The following is a 25,886-nucleotide window of genomic DNA, read 5'->3' on the forward strand; positions in this document are numbered from 1 at the left end:
ACCGTCATCCAGTTGGGAACCGTCTCACGACCAGACAAGTCGACCTTCGGTGAACCGACAGACCGGGGAGCTTCCACCGGAGATCCTCGTCAGCGTCTCCGCTACGGAGTCGAAATACTGGGCCAGCGATTCGTACTCGCCCATGACCGTGGGGTCCCCCACGAACCAGCTGCCGACGCGCCCGTCCCGCACATCGATGAACTTTCCCCTCCAGCCGTCCTGGTCCGACAGAAACGGGATCCACTCGTTACGCCAGAACGGGTAGTCCGGCTGGTCCGGAGGGTCGAATCCGCAGGACGTGGAGCGGTTCGCGTAGAGCCGCTCCACCGCCCGGATGCCCAGAAAGAAGCTTCCCTCGTCTGGGAACCCGTCGAAGCCGCAACACATCACGTCGTCGTCGAAATCTTCCTCCGGCAGATCCAGATTGTTCTGCAACAGCCACGTCCGCAGGTCCCCATGCAGGGAGGTCCCCATCCGTTCCTCGGCTGCCGCGAGCATCTGCTCCGTAGCTGGCCCCGGCAGATCCGCGTGATCGGCCGGCGCGTGCTCCCGAAGAAGACTCATCACGCGCGACCAACTCTCAGCCACACTCATCGCCCTCTGCCCTCTGTCCTCTTTACAGGGATGTCTCTGTCCGGCTACGCCACTGCGGAGGTTGGGAAGTACCGGCCGGAGAAGCTTGCAGGGATGGCACTTCGAGCATGTGTTCCATCCCTCCCCACGATCATCTTCCGCCCCGAAGCGCAGGGCCGGCCCCTCAGCGAAGTGACCGCCCGCGACTTTCCACAGACAACCCACCTCGCCCGGCGGGCCCAGCCTCGGAGATTCCAGGACTCAAGCCAGGGCCGCGGCGTCACCCTGGAGTGGCGAAGCTGCAAACGCTCAGTGTGTGAAGACGAACCTGGACGCCCTTCTGGCGGCACTGTACGTGCTCATCGACGACCATGTGGCGCCTTGTCGCCGGATCGGGCGATCCCGAAACTGACGGACGCCGAACTGCTGTGCCTGGCTGTCGCCCAGGTCCTTCTCGGGTGTCCCTCGGTCCGGCACGGGGGGCCTGCCGCGGTGGCTGCTCCTTTCTCTGTGGCAGTTTTTCCGCATGCCTGCCTGCCCGCTTTGCTTGTTTCTGGTTCGTGAAAGGTTACGTTGCGTTCGTTGGTGTGGTGACGGATTCATTGCGTACCGGTGACGAAGTTACGGTTGGGGGGTGGGGGTGGCGATCTGGGTTGTGGTGCGGCGTTGCTTTGACGTTCGTTGCAATGGGTGGTGGGTGTGAGTGGGTGGTTTCTGTCTCTCGAAGGGCTTTGCGGTTATTGCATGGATATGGTGGGTGGTGTGATCGAGTCTGGGCGGCCGTGGCTTCGCCGGCGTTACGGTCGGGGGTGGTTTGTTCGGTTGTCGCCGGTTGTGTTGACGGTGGTGATCGCGAGTCTGGCCTATGCCACTCCGCCGGAGATGGCGTTCAGTCGTCTTCTGCCTGCCGCGCCGGCTTTGGCTGCTGCGATGTGGCCGGTTTTGCCGACTGTGCTGCTTGGGACGGTGTGTCTGTGTTTGATGGTCGGGCTCAGTCTTGTTTTTCCTGATCTGGGGACGTGGTGGACGGTTGGGGGGATTGTCGCGGTCACGGTGGCTGCCGCGTATGGGAGTCATGTGCGTCTTCAGCGGGAGCGCACGTTGTTCCAGGTGCGGCTGGTCGCCGATGCGGCGCAGCAGGTGGTGTTGAGTCCGTTGCCCCGCCGTTTCGGGAATGTGGAGATCGAGTCGTTGTATCTGGCGGCTGCGGCGGAGGCGCGTATCGGTGGGGATTTTTACGAGGTGGTCGACACGCCGTATGGGGTGCGGCTGCTCATCGGCGATGTGCGGGGCAAGGGCCTGCCGGCGGTGGGGGCGGCTGCGGCAATTGTCAACGCGTTCCGGGAGGCGGCCTATGGCGAGAGGGAGATGGTCGAGGTCGCGCGCAGGCTGGATGCCAGCAGTGCCCGTTACAACGCCGCTTTTCCGCCCGAGGGGCCGATGGAGCGTTTCGCGACCGCTCTCTTGGCGGAGATTCCGCACGAGGGCCAGCGTATCGACATTCTCAACTGCGGGCATCCTCCCCCGTTGCTGTTGAATCGTCACCGGCTGCGCGTGTTGGAGGCCGCCACTCCCTCGCCGCTGCTCAGTCTTGCGGAGCTGATGGGTGATCATTACGCCGTTGATTCCTTCGATTTCGCTCCTGGTGATCTGTTGCTGTTGTATACCGATGGGATTGCCGAGGCTCGTGCCCGTGATGGTGAGTTCTTTCCGTTGGGGGCTTGGATGCGCCTGCAGCCCCCGACGCCTCCCCGTGAGCTGCTGACTGCTCTTCATCGTGATCTCGTGCGTTACAGCAGGGGACGCCTTGACGATGACATCGCCGCTCTGGCGGTGCGCCTGTGTGAGCCCTGAGACGCGCAGTTTCTGGCTCTGTTCACGAGAGTGGGTCCTCGCTCGGTGTGGGTGCAGAGTGAGCAATGCTCATGACCTGTGGATCGGCCTCGGGCTGGGACGCGAAGGGCGTACCTTCCCGAGTGATCGACTTCTGGTCATCGAGTAGGCCGACGTTGCACCGTCGGTCGGGAAGGCACGCCCGTGCTGAGCGTAGTGAATGCCGATGGAACTACCGAGACCGGCTCCCTGATCGACGACATCGTCCGGGAGGGTGCGAGGCGGATGCTGGCCGCTGCCCTGGAGGCAGAAGTCAACGCCTATATGGCCGAGTTGGCGGATGAACGTGATGAACGCGGACGCCGCATGGTGGTCCGCAACGACTATCACCAGCCCAGGAAGGTCACCACCGCGGCCGGGACGGTCGAGGTGAAGGCGCCGCGGGTGAACGACAAGCGCGTCGACGAGGCGACCGGCGAGCGCAAGCGGTTCTCCTCGGCGATGCTGCCGCCCTGGTGCCGCAAGTCCCCCAGGATCAGCGAAGTGCTGCCCCTGCTCTACCTCCACGGCCTGCCCTCGGGCGACTTCGTGCCTGCCCTCGAGCAGTTCCTTGGCTCCACGGCCGGCCTGTCGGCAACGACAGTCACCCGCCTCACCAAGCAATGGCAGGCCGACCACCAGGTATTCGGTGAACGTGATCTGTCCAGCAGCGACTACGTCTACGTGTGGGCCGACGGCATCCATCTGCGCATACGCCTGCGCGAGGCGAAGTCGTGCGTGCTCGTACTGATGGGCGTGCGCGCGGACGGCACCAAAGAGCTGATCGCCATGAACGACGGATACCGCGAATCCGCCGACTCGTGGGCGGATCTTCTGCGCGACTGTGCACGCCGAGGCATGCGTGCTCCCGTCCTCGCGGTCGGCGACGGCGCACTCGGGTTCTGGAAGGCCCTGGCCGAGGTCTTCCCCGAAACCCGCCATCAGAGGTGCTGGGTTCACAAGATCGCCAATGTCGCAAATGCCCTGCCGAAGTCCGCCCAGCCCGGCGCGAAGAAGGCCCTGCAGGAGATCTATAACGCCGAGGACCGCGACCACGCGCTCAAGGCCGTGGCGGCGTTCGCCAAGTCCTTCGGAGCAAAGTTCCCCAAGGCCGTCAAGAAGATCACCGACGACGTGGACGAGTTGCTGGCGTTCTATGACTTCCCCGCCGAACACTGGATCCACCTGCGAACGACGAACCCGATTGAGTCGACCTTCGCCACCGTCCGGCTGCGGACCAAGGTCACCCTAGGCGCCGGCAGCGCGCCCGCCGCCCTGGCCATGGTCTTCAAGCTCGTCGAGTCCGCCCAACAGCGATGGCGGGCCGTGAACGCACCCCACCTCGTCGCCCTGGTCCGCGCCGGGGCCCGCTTCGAACGCGGACACCTCATCGAAAGTCCCAAGGGCAACGCAGCCTGAACTACTCCTCGCCCGCTTGACCTACCTCAACTCATCCCGTACGGACTTTTCGAGGAGCGTGAACGACTTGGGCGTACCGCCTGGCTGCGGCTTACCCTCCTTGCGTCCCACAACCCGATAGCCGGCGTTGAGGTAGTACGCACTCAGGCGTGCGTTGGTGGCCAGGCAGTCCAGACGAACCAACGGTCGGCCCACCTCGGCCACGCGGCGCTCCGCGACTCGCAGAAGCTGGCGCCCTGTCCCGGGCGGGACACTCCTGCGGTCCACCATCAGCCGGTGCACATAGCCGGCCGTCGGCGGCTGCGGCCCCCAGGCGTCCTCGTCCTCCCACCAGAGCTCCCAGGCCCCGACCACACGATCGGCAGCCTCCGCGAGCCATACCTCCCCGCTCTCCATGATCCGGCGGAAGTGGTCCCCGCCCAGCTCACCAGGCTGCCACTGACCAGTGACGCCTTGGGCAAGCATCCAGCGGGCCGCGCCGTCGCGCAGACGCACGACGGCGGCAAGATCGGCGTCGTCAGCGAGACGGAAGCGTAGATCGTTCACGCCGCGATCTTCGCACAGGCGTCCACCCCTGCACCGACAGGCCGCAAGGGGGCTTCCCTGGAAGAAGCACAGGCACTATCGCCGCATGAGCGAGTTCAACTGATCCACAGCTATTGACAATTACTCGTGCAGAGTTCCGTGTATCCGGTGAGCAGGGCTACGTCGTCCGGAAGGGCGTCCAGGCTGTCACGGAAGGCCTGTTCGGCGGCGTCGTCCTGGTCGTCGTCGTCCTCGGTCGTGTGGGTGCGGGCGAGTGCGGTGAGGAGGCCGGCGTCGGGCTCGCTCGCGTCGGGCGTGTCCCGTGCCATGGCCTGTGCCTCGTCTGCCGGCCGGCGGCGACAAGCGCGTCGACCCGCCCTCGCACGTCGTCACGCGCGTCGTCATGCGCGTGGTCGCTGTTGACCTGTCCCCGTTGCCGGGGATGGCCATTGCGAGGTGTGCACCCAGTCGATCCGGGAAGGCAGTAGGTGGTGTGAGTGCTGCTCATGCTGGTGTGCGAAGCGGGCCGGGGCCCTGTGCGAGTACGGCTGTCTCGGCGGGCCGTCGCCCGTCGCCGCCGTGCCGCAGCCGCAGCCGCTGTCGCCGCTGCAGCTGCAGTCGCAGTCGCGGCGGCGTGGTGTGGGCCCGTGGTTCTCGGTGGAGGGTGGCGGATGGTCAGCGGGAAGCCCAGCCGGTTACCTGGCTTGTTCACCATGGTGAGTTCACCGTTCCGGGCTGAGAGTGGCGTGTCTCGTTTTCCCGGGTGACCGCCCGTGCTGTGGGGTTGTGGGAGCGGTGGTGAGCGGCGTGTTCGTGATGGCTCCGTAGTGTCTGCCGGTCTTTCCGGGTGCTGTTCGACTTTTTCTCCAGCGGTTTCCATCCTCGCGGCATGCGTGGGAAGTTCACTCCTCCGCCTGCAAATCCAAGCATAAATTGGATCATAAAGCTGATAGGGTTTGTTGTAGGAGGTGGAGCATGGCGAAGGAAGACGAATTGTTCAGCGCCGTGGACGCGCTGCTCGCTGGGGAGCCGGAGTTCCCGTCGCCGCAGGAGCGGGCGCGGCTGCGTGAGGCGGCCGGCGTGACACAGGCCCGGCTCGCGCAGGTGCTGCAGACGTCGACGCAGACGGTGAGGAACTGGGAGGCGGGGCGCAGCGAGCCGCGCCCGCCGCGGCGCGCCCCGTATCAGCGGCTGCTGGAAGGGTGGGCGGAGCAGTACCCGGCCGAGACACTGGAGACGTTCACCGGGCCCGTGGCTTCCCTCCCGGTTCCGGCTGAGGCCGCCCCCGCCCCCACCCCCGCTTCCGCTCCCGCTCCCGCTCCCGCTCCCACCCCCACCCCCGCTTCCGCTCCCGCTCCCGCGCCGGTTCCGGTGCCCGCGCCTGTGACGGCGCCTGTTCGCCCGTCGGCGCCGCGTCGTCCCGCCGTGCGGCAGGCGGCACCGAGGTCTGCTCCCGCCACCGCAGTAGGGGAAGAGCGGTTCGCGAACGGGCCGCTCGCAGTGATCGACGCCGGCCCTGACGGTGATATGTCGGCGTACTGCGTCGGCGGCCTGATCCTCGACGTTCCGGCGACGTCCCTGCCGGCGCTGGTGGAGTGGACGCTGACCGAGGCCGGGCTCGGCGCCGTAAAACTGAACGGCTCGGGCCGCGACGCCGACCCGCTCCTCGTCCTCACCAGGACAGCGCTGGAACGTTACGGACTGCCCGCCGAACTGTCCGACACCGAGCGCCTCGCCGGCCGCCTGCCCGCCGGGCACCAGACGCTCAAGCAACTCGAGCGGGCCCACTGGCAGCTCACCAGACGCGGCTTCGGCCCCTGGGCGCGGATCTACCGCCCCGCCCAGGACGGCCGCCGCGCCTGCGTGCAGCTGTGCATCCCTGCCTGGAACGCGCTCGACACCCGCTCCTGGGGGCACGCCGCCGACCTGCCGCCGGCCGAACTCGCCCGCGTCCTTGGCCTGTACGCCACCCGCGTCCTCACCCCCCGCGGCTCGACCGCGGTGAGCGGCCTGGAACTGTTCACCGCCCTCAACCCGCCGACACGCGCCTCCGCCCCGGACGAGACCGGCAAGCGCCGCTCGCAGCACCGCCCCGGCTCCCTGGGCACCGAGCCTGTGGACCCGGCGCCGTGCGAGGCGCCCGACGGGCACCCCGTCCTCGCGTGCCTGCCGCGGTTCCACGTCCGCGGCCCGCAGGAGCGCATCTTCGAGGAGGCGTACGACTGGGCGCGGGAGCTCACGGACGCGGAGTGCCTGCAGCGGCATCTCGTCGGCGTCGACGTGAACATGGCCTTCGCCGCGGCCGCCAACGGCGCCGTCGTCGGTCTCGCGAGCCCGCCGGTGCACGTCACCGACCCGGCCTTCGATGCGAAGGCCGCCGGCTCGTGGCTGGTGGACCTCTCCCACGTCGACCTGTCCCGTGTCCTGGTCGGCAAGCAACGAGTGCAGCTCCGCGGTGACCTTCTGCCCAGCCCGTTCACTGCGACCGGCGAGCGTCCGACCGGCCCGGCCTGGTACGCGACCCCGACGGTGGCCTATGCGGTCGAGCTCGGCTACGACGTCGCCCCGCTCGAGGCATGGCTGCGCCCGGAATCGGGCCGCTACCTGGACGACTGGTACAAGCGTCTGCGTAACGCCTACGTGGCGACGATGGCGGACCTGGGTGTCGGTGAGCGGCTCACCCCGGCCGAGTACCTGGCGGCGATGAACGGCTGCAAGCAGCGGGACCCCGAGACGGCGATCGTCCTGGGCGCGATCAAAGCGACCGTGAAGGGCGGGATCGGCAAGCTGCAGGAAAGGGCCCGCGGCGGTGGCTGGCGACCGGGTGAGCCGTGGCCGGCGCTCTCCCGTCCGACATGGCGGCCGGACATCCGCGCCACCGTGATCTCCCGCGCACGGGTCAACATGCACCGCAAGATGGTCGCCTTGGCTGCAGCGACGGGCCGCTATCCGGTCGCGGTCCTGTCGGACTGCGCGGTCTACGCGGCCGACGGCCCCTCCCCGCTCGACGTCCTGCCGTACAGCGCGGACGGCAAGACGATCCCGGGGAGTTTCCGGATCGGGGTGTCGCCGGGGATGGTCAAGCACGAGGGCACCCAGACCACGCTGTGGGCGGAGCAGCTGCGCGAGCATGCCGACGCGCCGCTGCTGAACCTGGCTCGCTACATCAAGACCGGCGACCTGGCGGTCGCCGACACGGGGGAGTAGGCGATGGCGAAGTCGATCGGCGAGGGCCTGGAGCAGGCCCTGGAGCAAGCGCTGACCCGCCCGATCCCGAAGTCCGCCGGCGCGCAGATGCGCTACCTCGTCAAGCAGCTCAAGGGCACGCGCGCGGTCGCGCAGCTACTCCGTGTCTCGCAGCGCACGGTCGAGCGGTATGTGAAGGACCAGATCAAAAAGCCCCGTGCGGATCTCGCCGCCCGCATGGAGCGCGAGGTCAAGAAGCGGTGGCAGCCGCAGGTGAAGGAGAGGGCGAAGAAGGCGGCCGCCACCCGCCAGGGCCTGGTCATCGACGTCCGCGCGCAGCTGGGCTACGACGCCCCGGCCGGCACCACCGACGAAGCCCGCATGCGCCACCTCACCGTCGCCCTGCCCCCGCATCACGCCGCCCGTCTCTTCGACGCCCAAGACCAAGCCGCCAACGACGCCACCCTCCAGCAGATCGCGGCCGACGCACTCAAGGAGGTCTACTTCCAGCAGCTCGGCACCCGCGCGGCGAGCCTGGAGGAGGTCCGCATGCTCAACGTCGAACACGTCGAATTCGGACTCTAGGATTCCGAGGGAAGGTTGGCGATGCGATGAGTATCCGGCACCCCCAGGACATGGCCCGCTTCTCCATCCGCCGTCAAGCTGCGGGCCTGGACACGGAGCAGGTGGCTGCCAAGGCCGCCGGGGCCGCGACGCGGCAGGCCGAGACCGCCCGCGCGACGCGGGACCACGACGCCGGCACCGAGCTCGGCGAGGACCCACACCGACTTGCCGCGACATGGGCGGCGAAGCACACGCAGTGTCGACGCGTCGAGGAGCTGATGGCCACTCCCGGCTGGGAGGCGTACGACCCGCACGCCGACCAGGCCGGAACCACCCGGGAAGTGCAGCGCGAACAGTGGCGCCAGCAACGGCTGGCAGCCGCGAAGGAACTCCGCGCCGAACAGCGCGACGCCGCCCACGGCCTGCGCACCGACCTGTGCCCGGGAGCCGGCCCGGTCCACGGCCTGCGCACCGACCTGTCCCTGGCCGCCGGCCCAGCCCGCCGACTACGCACCGCCACCGCCAGGACGGGGCGGACGCCGGAGCAGGTCCTGGCGCAGCTCGCCGAGCGCGTCGAGGTCAGCCCTGACGGCACGCTGACCGCTACGCCGTTCACCCCGCAGACCGCCGGCGCACCGGCGCTCGTGCGACGCCGCCGGGCAGGCCGCCGGTGACCGGGATCCAGCTCCGTGAACATCAGGTGGCAGGCCTGGCCGCGATCCGCTCCTGGACCGGCTGGCCCCACACGACCCCGGTACGGCCGGCGGGGGAGCGAGCGACGTTCGTGTCGGCAACCGGCTCGGGAAAGACCTACACCGCCGCCTCCGCCGCCCGCGAATACTTCCCTCACGGCCGCGTGCTCGTCATGGTCCCGACCCTGGACCTTCTGGTGCAGACCGCCGAGGCATGGCGCCGTGTCGGTCACACCGCCCCGATGGTGGTGGTCTGCTCGCTCGACGGCGACCAGGTCCTCGACGCGCTCGGCGTGCGCACGACCACCAACCCCATCCAGCTCGCCCTGCGGGCCGGCCGCGGCCCCGCCGTCGTGTTCGCGATGTACGCCTCGCTCGTCGACCGCGACGACCCCACAGACCCCACGTGTCGGCTTTGGTGAGGACACCTGACGGGCTGGACGAATGGCGCTGGCGGTGGATGCTTGTCCGTCACCCGAGGACCGAGAGGTTTTTTCTGCTGCATGCCGCGACGCGGCCTGCAGGCTTCCAGGACATTCGCGTCTACGGGCGTGATGGAATATCCGATGCGCGGCTCGTGTGGAAGGTGTGCCACGAGTGCAAGCGCGGCGTCATCTCGAAGATCTCACTCTCCCCAGAAGTGCAGCGGCAAGGTCTCGGCACACTCCTCATCGACAGGGCACTCATGGAGGGTCCCGGCTACCGGTGGACGACGAGCAGCCAGTCCCCGGATGGCCGGGCGTTCTTCCGAGCGGTGTCGGCGCGCACCGGCGCCGAGTTCACGGCGGGAGCCCGAACATGCGAACACATCCTGGAGAGTCGGGCCGGACGCCACAAGCCCATCCTGGACCGACGCCTCCATGCCTACGCTGCTGGAGCCGCAAGGTAGAAAATGCCGGCTCGTTCTACCGCCAGCCCCGTAATCTGCCTATATGGCCGCTGCTGATCGTGAACTGCTCTCCCGGACTGCCCGTAACGCTGTCCGGGGGCTTATGAGCGGTCTCGTGGCGGGGGCAATCGGCGAGTACTGGGAGAACGAGCACTTCGCCCCGGCCCCTGGCTTCATTCCCGGCGAGGGCGGGGTCCGCAAGCAGCTCTTCGACTCCTACGCCGCGTCCGTCGACTGGACCGACCACGACCATGTGACACGGGCCCTGAGGGTGTTCGAAAGCATGCTGCGCCGCTTGGACCGGGAGAGCCGGAAGTACGGCGGGGATGGCCTGCCTGCCGACACGGTGGCGGATCTGCGGGAGGCGTTCGCGCGGGACGGCTGTCGCCTGGATGATGAGCTACGTCTGCACACGGCACGCGTCGCCCATCTGGTTGTCCATGCCGACGCCCTGTCTGAGGCGTCGGGCATCCAGGCCGAGCTGGAGCGGGTGCGCAGGTTCGGAGCCGACTACCCCGATCACGCGATCGGCGCGGCTAAGCAGCTCATCGAGGCGACCGCCAAGCTTGTACTGCTCAAGCGGAGCCTCCCGGTCGACGAGCGTCAGGACCTCCCCGCGCTGATCAAGCAGGCGCAGCAAGCGCTTCACCTTCACCCTGCGGCAGTGCCGCCGGCCCGCACCGGCGGCAGCCCGGACAACGCCGACAGCATCAAGCGCATCCTGGGCGCACTGACCTCGGCTGCCATCGGCGTCGCCGAACTGCGCAACCGTTACGGGACCGGACACGGACGGCTGGCCGCACCCACAGGCCTCGGATCCCGGCACGCCCGCTTCGCCATCGGCACGGCCGCCACCTGGTGCGAGCTGATGCTCGACACCCTCGCTGACCCCAATGCCCCCTGGCGCAAGGCTCGTTCGACACCAGCCCCGCTTGCGGACAGCGAGCCCGCAGCCTCGCTCTGAGCCCGCACAAGCTGGAACACAGGAAAGGGCAGCCGGTGGCACCACAGCAGCTCACCGTCGTCACTCGCCAGCGCCTCCTCGACTTACTGGTCGTCGAGAAGATCTGGTGGTGGGGCGCTCTGGACGAGGTGAGGTTCCTGGAGCGCTTGTACGACCTGGACACCCTCGAAGGCGACGGCTACCGGCGTCCTACGGCCAGGGAAGACATCTGGCAGCACTGCATCAACAACGACGACTGGCTGCCCGAATGGGTGTTCACCGACGCCCGCTTCGGGCTCAGCGAAGCAGCTGGCGGCGGTCAGCAGCCACTGTGTGTTGACGAGGGTGCCGGTGCAGGCGCGGATCGTGTCTCCGATCGCGAGTTTCGCGGTGAAGGAGTAGGTGGTGTCGGTGGCGGGGGTGCCGTCGAGCGCTTGGGCGGGCGCGGCGACGAGAACACTCGACGCCGCCATGACGGCGGCCAGGGCACTGCCGAGGCCCGCACGCATGCGGGGGTGTGTCATGTGGATGTGTTCCTACGGGAGATGCGTGAACGTGGGAATCGGAGGACGCGTGGGCGTGGCCGGGCGCGTGCATAGGTAGCCTCGCCACCCGTCGGATCGAGGGCAGGGACCAGCTAGGCGTGCCGGCGGCATGGGGTCCCAGGCCGGCTCATGGCTGACCGGGGGCTTGTCGGTCAGCTGACGCGTAGTTCGACGAGCGTGACGTCGCTGGTGGGAGGGTTCGCCGATTCACCGAACGAGGTGATGGTGTTGGGCGGCGCCGTTGTGCTCTGAGTGGCTCCGGTCGCACTTTCCACGGTCACCTTGACGGGATCCTGCGCCGGGATGGCTTTATCGAGCAGTAGCGACGTCGCTTGTCGATGGGTTTGGGAGGCGCCCGGATCCACGGATGGGTGATGTCGATGAGTTTGGGAGGCACTGGGGTTCTTGCCAGGGCAACATCGGGATGCTCCTGGTGAAAGGTGCTGGTCATGCCGCGGATGTCGAAGGTCGAGCTGTACGCGGCGATCCGGCGTGACCACCGTGGCGGCATGTCGATGCGAGAGCTTGAGCGCAAGCACGGCGTGACGTGGCGGACGGTGCGGAAGGCGTTGGATTCGTCCTGGCCGGAGCCGCGCAAGAAGCTGCCGCCGCGGGCGACCGGACTGGACCGGTACAAGCCGGTGATCGACGAGATCCTGCGGGCGGACCTGGACGCGCCGCGCAAGCAGCGGCACACGATCACCCGGATCTTCCACCGGCTGGTCGAGGAACACGGCGCCGACGTCTCCTACGGGATGGTCCGCTACTACGTCGCGGCCCGGAAGCCCGAGATCCTGGTCGAGTCGGGCAAGGCCCCGCTGGAGGCGTTCGTTCCCCAGACCACCAGCCCGGTCACGAGGCGGAGGTCGACTTCGGTGACGTGACGATCCGCCTCGCCGGCGAGCTGGTGACCTGCTACCTGTTCTCCTTCCGCCTGTCGTATTCGGGCAAGGCCGTCCACCGCGTGTTCGCGTCCTGCGGGCAGGAGGCGTTCTTCGAAGGCCACGTCCATGCGCTGCGGACGCTGGGCGGTGTCCCGCGGAGCAAGGTTCGCTACGACAACCTCAAGGCGGCCGTCGCCCGCGTGCTCGGGCTGAGCCGGGCGAGGGTGGAGGCGGACCGGTGGATCGCGTTCAAATCGCACTATGGCATCGAGAGCTTCTACTGCCGTCCAGGCATCGAGGGCGCCCACGAGAAGGGCGGCGTCGAGGGACAGATCGGCTACTTCCGCCGCAACCACTTCGTCCCGGTTCCCGAGGTGTCCTTGCTCGCCGAGCTGAACGAGATGGTCGAGCAGTGGGACCGGCAGGACGACGCCCGCCGAATCGGATCCAGGTCCAGGACCATCGCCGAGGACTTCGCGCTCGAACGACCGCTGCTGATGCCGCTGCCGGAAGAGCCGTTCGAGACCGGGCGGCTGTTCACCCCGCGAGTCGACCGCTACGGCCAGGTCCCGGTCCGCACAAACCGCTACTCGGTCCCCATCCGGCTGATCGGCAAGCGGGTCAGGGTCATCCTTCACGCCTCTCACCTGGTGGTTTACGACCAGAACGTGGAGGTGGCCCGGCACGAGCGGCTGATCGCCAAAGGCGCCGTCCGCCTGGAACTGGACCACTACCCGGAAGTCCTGGTCCGCAAGCCCGGCGTTTTCCCCGGCTCGACCGCCCTCGAACAGGCCCGCTCGGCTGGCAAGTTCACCCCCGTCCATGACGCCTGGTGGACCCAGGCGATGAAGATCCACGGCGAGCGGGACGGCACCCGCGCGCTCATCGAGGTGCTGCTGCTCGGACGCCACATGACGCACGAACACGTCGTCGCCGGCCTGGCAGCAGCTCTGCGGGCCGGGGCCCTGACCGCGGATGCGGTCGCTCTGGAGGCCCGCAAGGCCGCCCAGGCCGAGACCGAGCCCGCACCGGACGCCCGGACCCTCGGCCAGCCGTCGGCAACGGTGACGTCCCTGCACGAGTGGCGCCTCGCGCATCTTCCGCCGGACACCAGGCCGCTGCCCTCGGTGTCCCACTACGACCAGTTGCTCCGACGCCGCCGCACCAGCGGCAGCGATCACCGTGAGGGAGAAGCGCAGTGACCATGCCCCGCCAGCGAGGGTTGACCGAGCAGGCCGCCGACGCCGCGATCGACTCCGCCTGCCGCCTGCTGCGGCTGCCGTCGATCCGCAACGAGTTCTCCGACATCGCCGACCGGGCGATCAAGGACCAGATGACCTACCGCGGCTTCCTCGCCGAACTGCTGATGGCCGAGTGCGACGACCGGGCCCGCCGCCGCTCGGAGAGGCGGATCAAGGCGGCCGGTTTCCCCCGGGAGAAGTCCCTGAGGTCCTTCGACTTCGACGCCAACCCGAACATCGACCCGGCCACCATTCACACCCTCGCCAGCTGCGAATGGATCAAGAAGAGCCAGCCCCTCTGCCTCATCGGCGACTTCGGCACCGGCAAGTCCCACATGCTCATCGCCCTGGGCACCGAGGCCGCGATGAAGGGCTACCGCGTCCGCTACACCCTCGCCACGAAGCTGGTCAACGAGCTGGTCGAGGCCGCGGACGAGAAGCAGCTGAACAAGACCATCGCCCGCTACGGCCGCGTCGATCTCCTCTGCATCGACGAACTCGGCTACATGGAACTCGACCGCCATGGCGCCGAGCTGCTGTTCCAGGTGCTGACCGAGCGGGAGGAGAAGAACAGCGTCGCCATCGCCTCGAACGAGTCGTTCGGTGGCTGGACCAAGACCTTCACCGATCCACGGCTCTGCGCGGCCATCGTGGACCGCCTGGCCTTCAACGGCACGATCATCGAGACCGGCACCGACTCCTACCGCCTCGCCTCCACCCGAGCCCAAGCGGAGCGAGCAGCCGGCTGAAAGGCTGAGGGGCTGCGTCATGAGGCGTTGACGGGGTGCCAGCTTCGATCTCCCGCAGCAGTTCCCCGTCATCGTCATAGAGCTCAAGACTGAACCGCAGACCGAACCGGGTCAGCAGCGCAGCCAGATCCTCGAACCGTTGAGGATCGACAACTCCGTTCAGGAGCGCGTCTCCGTCAGTCGGGTCGACCTCGATGCGGCACCAGCTGGTCTCGACCTCATACGACTCCCACGACGAGCCTGATCTGGAACTCCAGCCAGCCCCGATGAACCGCTCGGCCACCAACGACGCACTCGGGGCTCCTGCCAGGCCACCACACACATTGTTGTTGATCTCAAGCCAGACGGGATCGAGCGGCTGTCCCTCATCGGATATGTCCACAGCTGGATTATGAAGCAGACCCCGCAACCCGCGATCGCACACGCTATCGACATCAAAACTCATCGATGTTGATCACTGCACACCGGGCCACACGCCTCCCAAACCCATCGACAAACGACTCCCCAAGAAGTCGTCATAGCCAACACTGATCAGCTTGTTCGCATCCGTCCACTGGAGACAGTCCATCCTCAGCGAAGATCTCCTCGCCGCCACACATGCCCTCGCCGAATTCCACCGCCGCTTCCCGTTGCAGACGCCCCTGCGGGGCACCAGCCGCACGTGGCTCAGCACCACCATCGAGGCCACAGCCAGGCAGATCGAAGGCCTCCTGAACCCTCCAAGAGGCGCAACCGCGTCCACGGCCCGGTGAGGCATCGATGCCCGCCGACGGATCGGCGTCCTTGACTGATCACTCAGCCGCCGAGCGAGTGGGAGACCATCTGACCGAGCCGGAGCAGGACTCTGGTTGACCTTCACCTTGGGGGAGGCCACAGCATCGGTGAGGCCGGGCGACGTGCTCGGCATGAGGAGGAGAACGGGCATGGGGTTGCTGACCATCGGGACGTTCGCGAAGGCATCCCGGCTGTCACCGAAGGCGCTGCGTCTCTACGACGAGCTCGGTCTGCTAACTCCCGCTCGCGTCGACCCGGTGACCGGCTACCGTCTCTACGCCCCGGAACAGCTGGAGCAAGCCCGGCTGGTCGCCTGGCTCCGGCGCCTGGGGATGACCCTGGCCCGCATCCAGCACGTCTGCACGCTGGAGGCAGGCCCGGCAGCCCGGGAGGTCCGCGCGTTCTGGGCCCAGGTCGAGGCCGACACCGCCGTGCGGCGAGACCTCGCTTCCTTCCTCATCGGCCATCTGTCCTGGAAGGACCCCGCTATGTCTCCGACCGCCAAGCCCCTGGGAATCCGTTACGCCGCTCTTTCCGACACGGGCCTGGTCCGTGAGAGCAACCAGGACACCGCCTATGCAGGGTCCCGCCTGCTCGCAGTCGCCGACGGCTTCGGCAGCGGAGGAGCCCCCGCAAGCGCCGCCGCCGTCGACGCGCTCAAGCGCCTCGAAACCGACAGCATCCCGGCAGGCGATCTCCTCAACCTCCTTGAGGACGCCATCGAACAGGCCAAACAGGCCGTCAACGGCGTCGCCGGACCCGCCTCATCGCCCGAAGAGGCTGGCACCACACTCACCGCGATGCTCTGGACCGGCTCACAGCTGGCCCTCGTCCACATCGGCGACTCCCGCGTCTACCTCCTGCGCGACGGAGAGCTGTTCCAGATCACCCACGACCACACCATGGTCCAGTCGATGGTCGACGAAGGACGCCTCAGCCCGGAAGAAGCCGCCTCCCACCCCCAGCGATCACTGCTGATACGCGCTCTGGGCCAAGGAGCCGATGGCACCCCCGACATGCGCCTGCACGACGCCCAGCAGGGAGACCGCTACCTGCTCTGTTCCGACGGCCTCTCCACCGTCGTGCCGATCGAAGAGATCCACCGGGTGCTCTCCGAGATCAGTGAGCCCGAGCAGGCGGTCCGCGAACTCATCGCCCTCGCCAACGGCTCCGGCGGCCCCGACAACGTCAGCTGCGTGGTCGCCGACGTCATGGAGCTCCAGCAATAGGAGCGAGCGGCATGCACTTCGAGTTGCACCAGATCCGCTCTCATGAACTCATACGCGAGGCGGACGAATACCGACTCGCCCAACAAGTCAGGAAAGCCAAATCGGCTCCCCGATCCATGCCGGCCAGCACATGGCGACCGACTCCACGGCGCCTGCTGGCTTGGCTCCGCGGGTGAACCATCATGCTGCCTACGGTTGAGCGGGACACCGACCGCCAACCTGTCCCACTCAACCGTAGGCACCGCAGGTCAGAACCTCACCCTGCCCACACTTATCTGGAACAGGACACCGGCCGTTGTTCTGTCCTCGTGCATGGTGATCCGCTGACCAGGCTGGACGTGCGTCCACTGGGAGGGGGTGAGGGGCACGAGGCGAACCGTGGCTCGGCCGCCGGGCTCGAGAACGGGCATGTTCTCCACACAGAGCGAGGCGATGCTGACCGCACGTCCACCGGTGGGCGAGAGGTGTCCGATGTCCCACATGGGTCGCAGAACAGCGGCGCCGGAGATCGGCGTCGTGCGTCGCGCCTCGGCAGCAGGACGGAGCGTCAGATCCGCCCGGATCACGCCGTTGCGGACCATCAGCGGGACCGGGGCCGCGAAAGCCTCCCGGAGCCGGTCCACGACCGGTCCGCGCCGGCACCGGGGATGCCGGTAACGCGACAGCCACCGGACATTCGCCAGCAGCACTTCCTCCGGAACCCCGACCCGCTCGAAGCCCCATCCCGCCTGACGGCAGGCCAGGCGTGTCACCTCGAATACCTCCGCGTCCCTCGGCTCGATCCGCTCATCGGCACGGACATCGACGACCCCCGCCGAGCCGTCCGCGCGTCGGACGAAATAGTCCGGAGCATGCCGACGCTCACGCTCGCCGTCGTGCCAGTGCAGCCAGAACGGCTGCGAGGCGATCCCCACTTCCGACGTCCCCTCCAGGTGTCAGCTGGCGCGGCGGTACGCGCTCGCGCTGCCGGCGATGCCGGGGCCGTACCGGGTGCGGGCGTGGTCGAGTGCGGCTTCGAGGTCGCGGGCCTTGTCGTCGCGGGTGTCGAAGGTGAGCTGGTGGGTGGCCGTCTCGGCCGGCATGAGGCGTTCAGCGCGGAGCGAGATCGTGCGGACACGGGCGCGCTGGAGTCCGAGGAGGGCGAGGAGTTCGCGTCCGGTGTCGGCGAGTGCGGGGGTGTGGGCGGTGGCCTCCTTGAGTGTCCGGGTGCGGGTGGTGCTGGTGCGGTCTGCGTACGTCACCGTCAGCGTGAGGGCCTGGGCGACTTCGTGGGTGTCGCGGAGCTGTGCGCCGAGCTGCTCGGCTAGACCGAGGACGGCACGATGGTGCCGGTCGGGATCGAGTTCGTCCTCGTCGAACCGGTGAACGGCGCTGATCGACTTGGGGACGGCTGCGGGGATGACGGGGCGGTCGTCGTTACCGCGGGTTCTATCGCTCGTTAGTGGTTGTTGTATTGACAGGACGGACCGAATGGCTTGGTTGGCTCGGTGCGGAGATTCAGCTGCGGTCGGGGAGTAGTGCTGGCGCAGCTGTCCGGGATGCTGTTGCGCACTGTGGAGCGGGTCACAGTCGCCGTGCCACGGCTGTTCAGATGATCACCGTGTCGCATCCGCAGGTCAGGAACGGGCGGCTGCGCCGACTCGTCGTCCCCCGCCCCTCCATCGTGAACGGCAATCTTGGCGATCTTGGAACGGCTGGCACCTTCTAGGCGACGTATCCGAGCGCGGTCCCGCCGACGGGGATCGTCAAGGTACCGCCGAAGCCAGGGCTGGCGGTCGTCTCCCTGATCCAGTAGCAGAACCGCCGGCCTTGGCGTCGATGACCTTGGCGCTGTTGTCGGATACGTCGCTGTAGGCCTTGGAGCCCGTGTTGCGCAGGCACGGCGAAAAGTACCGCTCTCGCGCTCCGGGGCTCGTGCCCGCCGGTCGCTCGATCGATCACCTCCATGACGGATACGGCGGATTTCGACCACACGCACGAGCTGTCTCTGCTCGACACCGATGCCCGCACGCAGTCACAGATGAAGTAGAGGCGGCCCGTCAACGAGGGCTCGGCGAGGTGGGCCCGGGACGACCTCCGTCGTTCTGGAACGGAAGGCGGCCGCCGCCCCAGCATGCGTCCCTCCAGGACGCGGATGAAGTTGACGGCGGGGACGGTCGCGACCCGGGCATCGTGTACCCTATAAAGTGGTGCCCGAGAAGACCGGGCGGCTCAGCGCAAGGGAACCAGCCGGAGGTCCGCTGAGCAGTATGCGGTGTACGCGAGGCCCAGCAGGTTTCCCTTGGCCAGGAGGTCGTGACGCGTACGGCGGGCGGCTTCGCCCATCCCGATCTGGCCGGGGGCGAAGTGGGTGAGCATCCGCTCGGTTACCTCGCCGGCCAGCGACTGGTGTGTGCTGATCTCGGTTCCGATTACCCCGCTTGCGTGAACGGCAGCAAAGGCGTCGACGAAGTTGACAGGGGACTGTGGCGTCAGCTCGACCGTATGGCAGCCGTTGAGGATGATGAGCGGTGTTGTGGTTTGCCAGTGTCCTTCCGGTCCGTTCGGCGGTGCCCAGTTCGCGATCTCCCAAGTAGCAATCTGGTCAGGGTGGAGCTGGTCGCCGCTGCCCACCTCTAGCCAATGGCCTGTGGGGTCGCCTTTACCGTGGCAGTAGAATTCGACGAGTTCGAGGTCGCATTCTGTTAGAGCAGTGCCGACTTCTTCCAGGCTGTCGGCGGTGGTGAGGGTGAAACCAGGGAGTGCATGTTGCAGTGCGGCTGCGTGCCCGCTGGTCAGCTTCCCGTTCAGATTCTGGTTTCGCACGAGCACAATGCGGGGTTCGTCGACGACGCTGACTTGCCTGGCGGGCGTGCGCGTCGACGGAGGGTTCTCGATGACATGCCGGATGCCCCAGAATCCGAAAGGGCACAGGGTGTTCTTACGCTGATGACGTTCCCACTCGGGGCAGCGATCGGGATAGGAACTGATCATGTCCGAGGTACCGTCCCAGTCCTGAACAACCGGGCACAGGGTGAGGGGCGCGTCGGGCGTGGGGTCGATCGGTAGGTCGTAGACGGCGGCCCACGGGTAGACGAATGTGGTGAGGGGTACTCGCGCGACCTGGATGGTGGTGGTCGGCCCGCGACTGACCTCGCGCAGTCGTTCCGGTTGCTGGTAGAGCAACCCTGCCCACATCCTCCATCCCTGCCGGGCGAGGCGCTCAAGGTCCTGCTGGAACTGTGCAGGCGACTTGCCGTTGCGGTCGTTGAGCAGGTTGTGGCGCTCTTCCTCAGGTCCTTCGGCGTGCACGTCAAGCAGCAACTGCCTTACGCGGCCCATCTCCTGGGTCAGAGCTGCTTCTGCGACGGTGAAGCCGATCTCCCCTCCACCACCGTTGAAGATGAGGCTGTGCGTACCGTCGGGCCGCTGGTTGGTTAGCACGCTCAGTCCACGGGGAGCGAATTCATCGAGGTCGGTGAGTTCGGAGGTGAGGGTGTAGTCGACAGTTGCCACGTGGTCACCAGCACCGCCGGCAGGCGCGATGTCGGCGACGATTTTCAGGGACTGGACGAGGTGGTTGCGATGCCAGACGGACACGCGCGCCTCGGCACTTCCCGGGGTCGCCGGGGTGCGGAAGCGGAAGAAGATGTGGGAGTGGCGAGTTTCGGGCGAGCAATCATGAGGGGTCTCCGGCTTGCAAGGACAGCCCCAGCCGGGTCCGTGGCGAGGCAGGAAGAAGTGTTGGCTGCGGAGTTCAACGTCGAGGTCGGCACTGGTCAGTGCCACATCGAGCCAGTGCCCTTTCGTCGTTTCCGGCAGCTCGTGTGATGGAAAGGCGTGGTCCTTGGCGCCCAACACGATGCTGTCCTGCGAGACGTCGCCAAGGTCGAACCTGACGAAGTAGTCACGCGCGGGCTCCAGCGGCTCGCCACGGGCCACAAGGTCATGGCTACCGCGAGGTTCAATTGCGAGATTGACGAACCGGGGTCTGGTCAAGTCGTCAGCAGCCGCCCACTCGAATGCGGGGTGCCACTCCAGGTAGGCATCATGTTCCATGAGTACCTGTGGGCTAACGGCGTCCGCCAGGACATGGCCCACCACTGGGTAGTGCTCGATGAGCGCGTCAAGCCGTCGAGTCAAGCCCGTCTCGGTTAGTCGGCCGCCGTGGGCCTGGTCCAGCAGGTCGTCCAGGTCCACTAGCAGCCGCGGCCACTGCTCGCCGGCCTCCTCCGCCAGCTGAGCGCGGGCGGATTCCAATACGCGGAGGATCCACCTGGCCTCGCTGTTCATCCCATCCAACCCGGCGGCTCCTTGTCCTGATCCCCCGTATTCTTGCTCGGCACAGCGAACGCGATGCCGAGGTACGCGAAGAACCCGGCCCCCAGGCCGATCGCGTAGACACCGAACATGTCCGGGTCATCGAAGGGCAATGCGGCCACCGCCGCACCCCCCACGGCACCGATCACGGTCGAGATGTCCGACAACAGCGCCGGTCCAGTACGACGACGCAGAGTGCGGTAGGTGATCCACCCAATCACGAAGCCGAACAACCCGGCTCCGATCTTTGCCAGCACTGTTGCTTCCATGGCGTCCTCCAGGCTCCGACCCCGACCAGCAATAGGAGTCTCCGCACCGGCGGACCTCCGTGATACCAGGCACACCGCACGTTGGCATCACTCAACTCTTATGGGCTCGTGCCACTGGTTCGAACGCGAGATGCGGTCGCGTTCGGTGAGGAGTTCGCCGATCACTTGGGCGTAGACCTGCACTTTCTCTTCGAGGTGTCGGTTCTCCTCGATTAGGCGGTGGTTTCGTTGTTCCAGCTCGTCCGCACGGGCTTTGTAGTGCTGGAAGGCGGGGGGAATGCCGTTGGCTGCCGTGCGGCGGGCAAGGAAGTCGTCCTTGAGGTCGGTGTGCTTGTGGGTGAGGACCCAGCGTTTGACGCCGGCTTCGGCGGCGAGCTGCAGGATGGTCAGGGCACCGGTGGAGCGGGTCGGGGTGCCGGCCAGGAGGCGGTCGGCGGCGGCCTGGACGGCGTGGCGTTCGGCTTGGCGGTCGGTGGTCACGGTGTCTTCCGCTGTTCGTGATCGGTCAGGACTCGCCGGGTGAGTCGCTCGAGTGCCTGTCGCTCGCGTCGGTGGCGGATCGGTGGTGCGAGGGGGCATCGACGATCGCTTGCAGCTGCTCTGCCTGGGCCCGGACGGTGGCGATGTCGCGGTCGGTGCGGGCGATGTTGACGCAGGCGGGGCGGCAGTCGTCGAGGTCGGGGGTGCGGCGGGGGCTGTCCTCGTCGGTAGTGAGGAGGCAGGCGGCTCGGGCGGGGTCGAGGACACAGGTCATGCCGGTGCCTGGATAGATCATGAGGTCGGGGTTGGCCAGCAGGGTGGCGGCGTCGCGGCGGGTATGCAGGACCCGGCCGGCGAAGCGGGCGGCGGCGGTGACACGATGGCGGTAGCGGTCGGCGGCCGGGCCGCTGACGTGTTCGCCGGCGACGAGGCGGTCGCGGGCCTCGGCCAGGTGGTCGAGGCGGGCGAGCCATTCCTCGAAGACGAGCTCGTCGGGGAAGCCAGAGGCGTAGGTGCCGGAGTAGCCGAGTGTCATCTGGACGCGGATGTGGCCGTACTGGATGGCGGCGGCGACCAGGCCGCGGGGCTTACGGACGAGGAACCAGGCCAGCGTGCGGCGGAGCCTGCTGGTGCTGATCGCCGGCCTGTGAGAATCGGGTGGGATCGCGTCGTCCCGGCCGTGGGCGTGGCAGTAGCTGTTCACCCAGGTGATGAAGGCGTTGAGGTCGGAGTTGGCCATGCTGTCGCTGCGCGCCTTGCCCGCGCGCTGGGACAGGCTGGCGGCGGTGGCCCGGCCGTCGATGTTGAGGGTGGTGGGGAAGAGCAGGTCTGTGTCGTGGAGGTTTTCCAGCACGTGGACGGCGTGGGCAACGTGCTCGACGACGACCCAAGGATCTGGACGTAGGTGGCCTTGCGGCCGGTGGTGGCCGGCGTCGTCGTATACCCCTTTCCACTCTGTCGCTCGCAGGAGCACCAGACCGGTGACCGCGTCGCGTTCGACGCAGCCGCGGCGCAGGTTGAGGACCTCGCCAGGGCGCATTCCGGAGAGGTAGGCGATGACGATGAAGCAGGCCGTGCTCAGGCACCGGGCCAGGACCAGCGCTTCCTCGTATGTGATCGGATCAGGCCGCCACAGCGTGCCGTCGAGGTGGGCGGTCACCGGCGCGAACAGCGGGGCCCCGTCGGTCAGGGGCAGCTCACAGGCGTCCACGAGCCGCATCAGATGGGGGCTTTGGATGAGGGAGATTACATTGATGCGCCTGGCGAGGTGGGAGTAGTTCGGCCGTAGAGCGCCGTCGGGTCCGCGGCGGCCGGGCAGCCGAAGGCCGCGGCGGCGGTACTCGTCGAGCAGGCAGGTCAGTTCGCGGCTGCGTTCGCCCGGAGCGCGGGGAGCGGGGATGGGCGCCGTACCGGCGGCCCTGCCGGGCAGGGTGCGGACGGACAGGGCCTTGTACTCGTCGAACGCGGCGGTGATGTCGTCGGCGAGTACCTCGGTGAAGGCCAGGGCCCAGTGCAGCAAGGCGGTCATGGTCGCCGGGTGGATGCGCGTGGTTCGGCTCTCGCCCGCTGAGGGGCGTCGGGTGCCCAGGACGTCGGACAGGAGCTCGCCGCCCCATGGCTGGGCGGGTGGGAGCCGGTCGCCTTGCGGCAGGTGGTCGCGGATGATCCACAGGCGGACCACCGCTGCGAGGAGGTCCTCGCCCTGTTCGTGGGGCAGGTTCGCGGCGCGGACGTGCGCGGCGAAGTCGTCGAGGTCGGTGTCGGTGACATCGGCGAGTCGGGTGCGGCCCCGCGCGTCCAGCCACAGTGTCAGTGCCCGCAGAGGCCGGAAGCACGTGGCGACGGTACGGACGGCGAGCCGGGACTTCTTCACCCGGTAGTGGCCAGGACTGCCGGCAGGCGGGTTGAGCCACAGCCACACGGTGTGCTTGACGGTGCTCCGGTAGGCGGCGGGGACAGTGGTGAAGTCCGGCGACAGGGCTTTGGCATGGTCCTCGAACAGTCCTGGGGTCAGGTCCCAGCGGTCCCTTCCGAACCGGGAGAGCGCCGCCTCGTCGGTACGGGGGCGCAGGGGGCGGTCGCGCAGGACAAGTTCACCGGGCGATGGACGCGAAGGGGAGGCTTCGAGCGGCCCGGCAGGGAGAGGAAGGGTCATTGGTCCAGGCCCCTGTTCAGGAGACGGTCGATGAGGTCGTGCTCGCGCTCGCCGCACTCCGCTCGGGCGGCCTTCACGGTGTCGGAGGGGAATCGGGCTAGCAGGTCGGCCAGCTGGCTTGCGGGGACGCCGTAGCGGGAAGCCCACGCCGTGGGCGGCAGGGCCGTCCGGCGGGCGTTGATCTTCTCCAGGGTGAGGGCCAGCAGCGGCAGGTGCTGCGGGGTGGCACGCGCGCACGGGCACGACAGGCACAGCAGGAACGACGCCGGACACGGCCGCCCAGGCGGGGCATGCGGGCTGTCGTGGAAGGAGGTGCAGGCCGCAAGGACGGTGTCCTGCCGTCCGGTCAAGAGCTCGGCGAGCGCGTCGGCGGTCAGGCCGAGGTGCTCGGCGATCGGGCCGGGGCTCTGGCGGGCTTCGGCGAGGTCGGTTTCGCTTATCACCGACACCAGGGGAAGGGCCCGTGCCTTGGCGACCTGTTGGGCCAGGACATCGGCGACCACCTTCTGGTAGGAGGCCAGATCGCCACGGTTGCGGGCCAGGTAGTCGTTGGCGAGGGTGCGCTCGCTGTGCGCGACCGGCCGCTGGTTGAGCTCCAGCCAGGTCAGCCGCAGCCGCCTCGAATCGACCTGCAGCGGCGCAGATTCCGGCCCGCTGCCGGGGACGCGGATCGCCATCTCCTTCGATTAGACGCTCAGCGCCCGTGCGCGAGCTCCGAACGGAACCCCGCCCCGTGCGGGCCGGTGCCGGCGAAGTACACCAGCAGGCCGTCGCTGCCAGTCCGGGCCCGCGTGACCGAGCCGATGTCGCACAGGAGTGTGTAGAGGCCGAACGGTGAATGCAGGTCCCACCGGCCGCCGACGTCCCGGCCCTGCTGGAGGGCGACGGTACGGTGCGCCTGCGCCGGACCGCGGCGCGGCTTAAGCCAGTCGACCACCGCGCTCGCAGGGCCGTCCGTCTCGCCGTCAGGCCGGTGGTGAGCGGTCGTTGCCGCGACGATCGTCCCCAGGTTCTCCCCGGTCAGGCACACCATCAGGACCACCGCCGCGACCACGTCTGCCTTCGTCAGGTACAGACGAGCCAGTAGCCCGGCCCGCCCCGCCGTGCCGACGGACCATGGTGATCGGCACCCGCGTCGAGGAGTGCGGCCGACGGGGAAAGTCCCCCCTCCGCTCCACGAAGTCCAGCATCCAGCCTTCCAGGCGGGGCTGATGGCCAGCTCCTCGAGCAGGGACTCCACAGGTGGGCGTCGAAGCGGGCGTTGCCACTCGGGGTGGAGCCCTTGGACTGCTGCTGCAGGAGCTGCTCGATCCGGTCCAAGAGCTGCGGGTCGAGGTCGTCGCGCAGCGCCGAAGTGTCAGCCTGGAACAGCGCGGCGAGCGTGGGGCGGCCCTCCAGGGCTTTTCCCAGCATCACCTGACCGGTCGCCGCCGCGGCATGGCGTTGGGCTTGGACCGCCTCGTACAGTGCCCGTGCGTCGGCGGAGTCGGTGAACTGCGGGTCAGTGGTGAGGGCCTGTCCGAGGTGATGCAGCAGTCCATCGCTGCGCACGAATGAGGCCACCACCGGCGGGCTCACCAATGCCGTCAAGCCGTCGGATCCGCCGGCTGGTCCGGTCCTCTCCCGTCTGTACGCTACGCTGCCCCTTGCGGCAGCACGCGCCTGCCAATCTCCCCACCACGAAGGCACCCACGCGCCTTGGTCAGCGGATAAGGGTCTCCGACTCGCGCGACATCGATCTGATCACCTTGGATGGCCTTGCTTCGGCATGGGCGTGGGCATGCCTCGAAGGAGACCTTCGTGACCAGGGACAGGAAGCGCAAGGCGGAGATCCGCGCAGCGCAGCAGACCACCGGACGCCGCTATACCCAGGCCGCCCACGCGCTGACGAAGGCACCCCGACAAGTCGAGCGAGCCTTCCTCCTGAAGGAGCTGCTCACCGAGTGCTCCACGCAGCCACCGGCCGATGTCGACTGGGGCTATCCCGACGAGTTCGCGCCGAGGGTGTTCGAGTCCGCCCTGCTCGGGACGGTCGTCCCCTACGGCACGGTTCTGGAACTCGCCGGCACGCTTGCCCAGGAGGGAACGGATGCCCGGCTCCGAGTGGAGTCGGTAAGCCCGCTGGAAGGGGCGGTGATCAGGTGCAGCGAACGGCGCCTCTCCCTCGTCCTCAGCCAGGACATGATCAGGGAACTGTGCCAGGAACCGGGGTGCACGCAGTCGCCGATCAGGCCGTTCATCATCGTTCGATGCCCGGACCACCTGGCGGACTGTGACGCGAACGCGCTCGCCGCGATGGCGAGCGCGTGGGGCTATGCGCTGCACGACGAACTCGACCGGACAACCCGGCCCGCCTCGGTGGCAGCCTCGAGGCTGATCTCATGGTCAAGGCGGCCGTCGCCCAGGGCGTGTTCGACCTCGTCTCCACGTCGCTGCTGCACGCGTGCTTCGAGGACCCCGAGATGATCGACGAAGTCTTCTGGGACGAGACCCAGGCCCTAGATGTTCTGTCCAGGGAGGTTGTGGACGGGTGATGCAGGTCTCGGCTGAGGGATCTTGAACGGGTGAGGGCCTTCCGGGTTCGGTGTGGATTGCGAC

General features: G+C 67.9%; 22 protein-coding genes and 4 pseudogenes. 13 read left to right on the forward strand and 13 right to left on the reverse strand.

The features are described from left to right. Nucleotides 1-24 precede the first annotated feature (24 nt). Complete coding sequence (locus ACIGEZ_RS19700) at nt 25-594, reverse strand: SMI1/KNR4 family protein (protein WP_399832686.1); 570 nt, start codon at nt 592-594, stop codon at nt 25-27. A gap of 741 nt (nt 595-1,335) precedes the next feature. Between ACIGEZ_RS19700 and ACIGEZ_RS19705 the strand changes: the two genes are divergently transcribed. Both ACIGEZ_RS19705 and ACIGEZ_RS19710 read left to right on the forward strand, forming a co-directional pair. Then, entirely contained in the window at nt 1,336-2,427 is a 1,092-nt protein-coding gene (locus ACIGEZ_RS19705; RefSeq protein WP_399832688.1) for a PP2C family protein-serine/threonine phosphatase, read from the forward strand. Nucleotides 2,428-2,610: 183 nt separating this feature from the next. Beyond that, nucleotides 2,611-3,864 carry an IS256 family transposase gene (locus ACIGEZ_RS19710; RefSeq protein WP_399832690.1) on the forward strand — a complete coding sequence of 418 codons (1,254 nt, stop codon included), beginning with the start codon at nt 2,611-2,613 and terminating at the stop codon, nt 3,862-3,864. Between the two features lie 21 nt (nt 3,865-3,885). Here the strand turns inward: ACIGEZ_RS19710 and ACIGEZ_RS19715 are convergent, their stop codons facing one another. Continuing rightward, nucleotides 3,886-4,410 carry a GNAT family N-acetyltransferase gene (locus ACIGEZ_RS19715; RefSeq protein ID WP_399832692.1) on the reverse strand — a complete coding sequence of 175 codons (525 nt, stop codon included), beginning with the start codon at nt 4,408-4,410 and terminating at the stop codon, nt 3,886-3,888. A 110-nt stretch (nt 4,411-4,520) separates the two neighbouring features. Next, nucleotides 4,521-4,718 (reverse strand): hypothetical protein, encoded by a 198-nt coding sequence (locus ACIGEZ_RS19720; RefSeq protein ID WP_399832694.1) that lies wholly within the window; start codon nt 4,716-4,718, stop codon nt 4,521-4,523. Nucleotides 4,719-5,364: 646 nt separating this feature from the next. Between ACIGEZ_RS19720 and tap the strand changes: the two genes are divergently transcribed. From tap to ACIGEZ_RS19750, 6 genes and pseudogenes are all read left to right on the forward strand, one after another. Beyond that, nucleotides 5,365-7,596, forward strand: a complete 2,232-nt coding sequence (tap, locus tag ACIGEZ_RS19725) for a telomere-associated protein Tap (protein ID WP_399832695.1) — start codon at nt 5,365-5,367, stop codon at nt 7,594-7,596. A gap of 3 nt (nt 7,597-7,599) precedes the next feature. Then, nucleotides 7,600-8,160: a telomere-protecting terminal protein Tpg gene (gene tpg, locus ACIGEZ_RS19730; protein ID WP_399832697.1), complete on the forward strand. Its 561-nt coding sequence runs from the start codon at nt 7,600-7,602 to the stop codon at nt 8,158-8,160. Between the two features lie 26 nt (nt 8,161-8,186). After that, entirely contained in the window at nt 8,187-8,813 is a 627-nt protein-coding gene (locus ACIGEZ_RS19735; RefSeq protein ID WP_399832699.1) for a hypothetical protein, read from the forward strand. Further along, a pseudogene (locus ACIGEZ_RS19740) lies at nt 8,810-9,235 on the forward strand (DEAD/DEAH box helicase family protein); the annotation flags it as partial. The gene ACIGEZ_RS19735 and the pseudogene ACIGEZ_RS19740, both read left to right, overlap by 4 nt. Nucleotides 9,236-9,763: 528 nt before the next feature. After that, the gene (locus ACIGEZ_RS19745) at nt 9,764-10,684 is read left to right on the forward strand and encodes an abortive infection family protein (RefSeq protein WP_399832701.1); all 921 of its coding nucleotides are present in this window, start codon (nt 9,764-9,766) and stop codon (nt 10,682-10,684) included. A 35-nt stretch (nt 10,685-10,719) separates the two neighbouring features. Next, nucleotides 10,720-10,956, forward strand: a pseudogene (locus tag ACIGEZ_RS19750) (hypothetical protein); the annotation flags it as partial. 39 nt (nt 10,957-10,995) lie between these two features. Here ACIGEZ_RS19750 and ACIGEZ_RS19755 read toward each other — a convergent pair. Continuing rightward, a pseudogene (locus ACIGEZ_RS19755) lies at nt 10,996-11,187 on the reverse strand (esterase); the annotation flags it as partial. Nucleotides 11,188-11,360: 173 nt separating this feature from the next. Continuing rightward, complete coding sequence (locus tag ACIGEZ_RS19760) at nt 11,361-11,573, reverse strand: hypothetical protein (protein WP_399832703.1); 213 nt, start codon at nt 11,571-11,573, stop codon at nt 11,361-11,363. Nucleotides 11,574-11,666: 93 nt separating this feature from the next. Here ACIGEZ_RS19760 and istA point away from each other — a divergent pair. From istA to ACIGEZ_RS19775, 3 genes and pseudogenes are all read left to right on the forward strand, one after another. Next, a pseudogene (gene istA, locus ACIGEZ_RS19765) lies at nt 11,667-13,294 on the forward strand (IS21 family transposase). After that, nucleotides 13,291-14,082 (forward strand): IS21-like element helper ATPase IstB, encoded by a 792-nt coding sequence (gene istB / locus ACIGEZ_RS19770; RefSeq protein ID WP_399832705.1) that lies wholly within the window; start codon nt 13,291-13,293, stop codon nt 14,080-14,082. Before istA ends, istB begins: the two are co-directional and overlap by 4 nt. A gap of 923 nt (nt 14,083-15,005) precedes the next feature. Continuing rightward, on the forward strand, nt 15,006-16,085 hold the full coding sequence (locus tag ACIGEZ_RS19775) for a protein phosphatase 2C domain-containing protein (protein WP_399832707.1): 1,080 nt from the start codon (nt 15,006-15,008) through the stop codon (nt 16,083-16,085). A gap of 248 nt (nt 16,086-16,333) precedes the next feature. Here the strand turns inward: ACIGEZ_RS19775 and ACIGEZ_RS19780 are convergent, their stop codons facing one another. The 8 genes from ACIGEZ_RS19780 to ACIGEZ_RS19815 form a co-directional block, all read right to left on the reverse strand. Then, complete coding sequence (locus ACIGEZ_RS19780) at nt 16,334-16,999, reverse strand: TnsA-like heteromeric transposase endonuclease subunit (RefSeq protein WP_399832709.1); 666 nt, start codon at nt 16,997-16,999, stop codon at nt 16,334-16,336. Nucleotides 17,000-17,020: 21 nt separating this feature from the next. After that, complete coding sequence (locus tag ACIGEZ_RS19785) at nt 17,021-17,614, reverse strand: hypothetical protein (RefSeq protein ID WP_399832747.1); 594 nt, start codon at nt 17,612-17,614, stop codon at nt 17,021-17,023. A 682-nt stretch (nt 17,615-18,296) separates the two neighbouring features. Next, a complete protein-coding gene (locus ACIGEZ_RS19790) occupies nt 18,297-20,357 on the reverse strand; it encodes a hypothetical protein (RefSeq protein ID WP_399832711.1) in 2,061 nt (686 codons plus the stop codon). Further along, nucleotides 20,354-20,653: a hypothetical protein gene (locus ACIGEZ_RS19795; protein WP_399832713.1), complete on the reverse strand. Its 300-nt coding sequence runs from the start codon at nt 20,651-20,653 to the stop codon at nt 20,354-20,356. Before ACIGEZ_RS19795 ends, ACIGEZ_RS19790 begins: the two co-directional genes overlap by 4 nt. Before the next feature lie 87 nt (nt 20,654-20,740). Then, entirely contained in the window at nt 20,741-21,133 is a 393-nt protein-coding gene (locus ACIGEZ_RS19800; protein ID WP_399832715.1) for a hypothetical protein, read from the reverse strand. A 25-nt stretch (nt 21,134-21,158) separates the two neighbouring features. Then, nucleotides 21,159-23,288 (reverse strand): hypothetical protein, encoded by a 2,130-nt coding sequence (locus ACIGEZ_RS19805; RefSeq protein WP_399832717.1) that lies wholly within the window; start codon nt 23,286-23,288, stop codon nt 21,159-21,161. Further along, nucleotides 23,285-23,965 carry a hypothetical protein gene (locus ACIGEZ_RS19810; RefSeq protein ID WP_399832719.1) on the reverse strand — a complete coding sequence of 227 codons (681 nt, stop codon included), beginning with the start codon at nt 23,963-23,965 and terminating at the stop codon, nt 23,285-23,287. The genes ACIGEZ_RS19805 and ACIGEZ_RS19810 overlap by 4 nt, the downstream gene beginning before the upstream one ends. Before the next feature lie 17 nt (nt 23,966-23,982). Continuing rightward, complete coding sequence (locus ACIGEZ_RS19815; protein WP_399832721.1) at nt 23,983-24,342, reverse strand: hypothetical protein; 360 nt, start codon at nt 24,340-24,342, stop codon at nt 23,983-23,985. A gap of 188 nt (nt 24,343-24,530) precedes the next feature. Between ACIGEZ_RS19815 and ACIGEZ_RS19820 the strand changes: the two genes are divergently transcribed. Together ACIGEZ_RS19820 and ACIGEZ_RS19825 are read left to right on the forward strand one after the other, a co-directional pair. Beyond that, complete coding sequence (locus ACIGEZ_RS19820) at nt 24,531-24,845, forward strand: hypothetical protein (RefSeq protein ID WP_399832723.1); 315 nt, start codon at nt 24,531-24,533, stop codon at nt 24,843-24,845. 243 nt (nt 24,846-25,088) lie between these two features. Next, nucleotides 25,089-25,754, forward strand: a complete 666-nt coding sequence (locus ACIGEZ_RS19825) for a hypothetical protein (protein WP_399832725.1) — start codon at nt 25,089-25,091, stop codon at nt 25,752-25,754. The last annotated feature ends 132 nt before the right edge of the window (nt 25,755-25,886 follow it).

The sequence above is a fragment of the Streptomyces sp. NPDC085481 genome (assembly GCF_044541845.1).
Classification (GTDB): domain Bacteria; phylum Actinomycetota; class Actinomycetes; order Streptomycetales; family Streptomycetaceae; genus Streptomyces.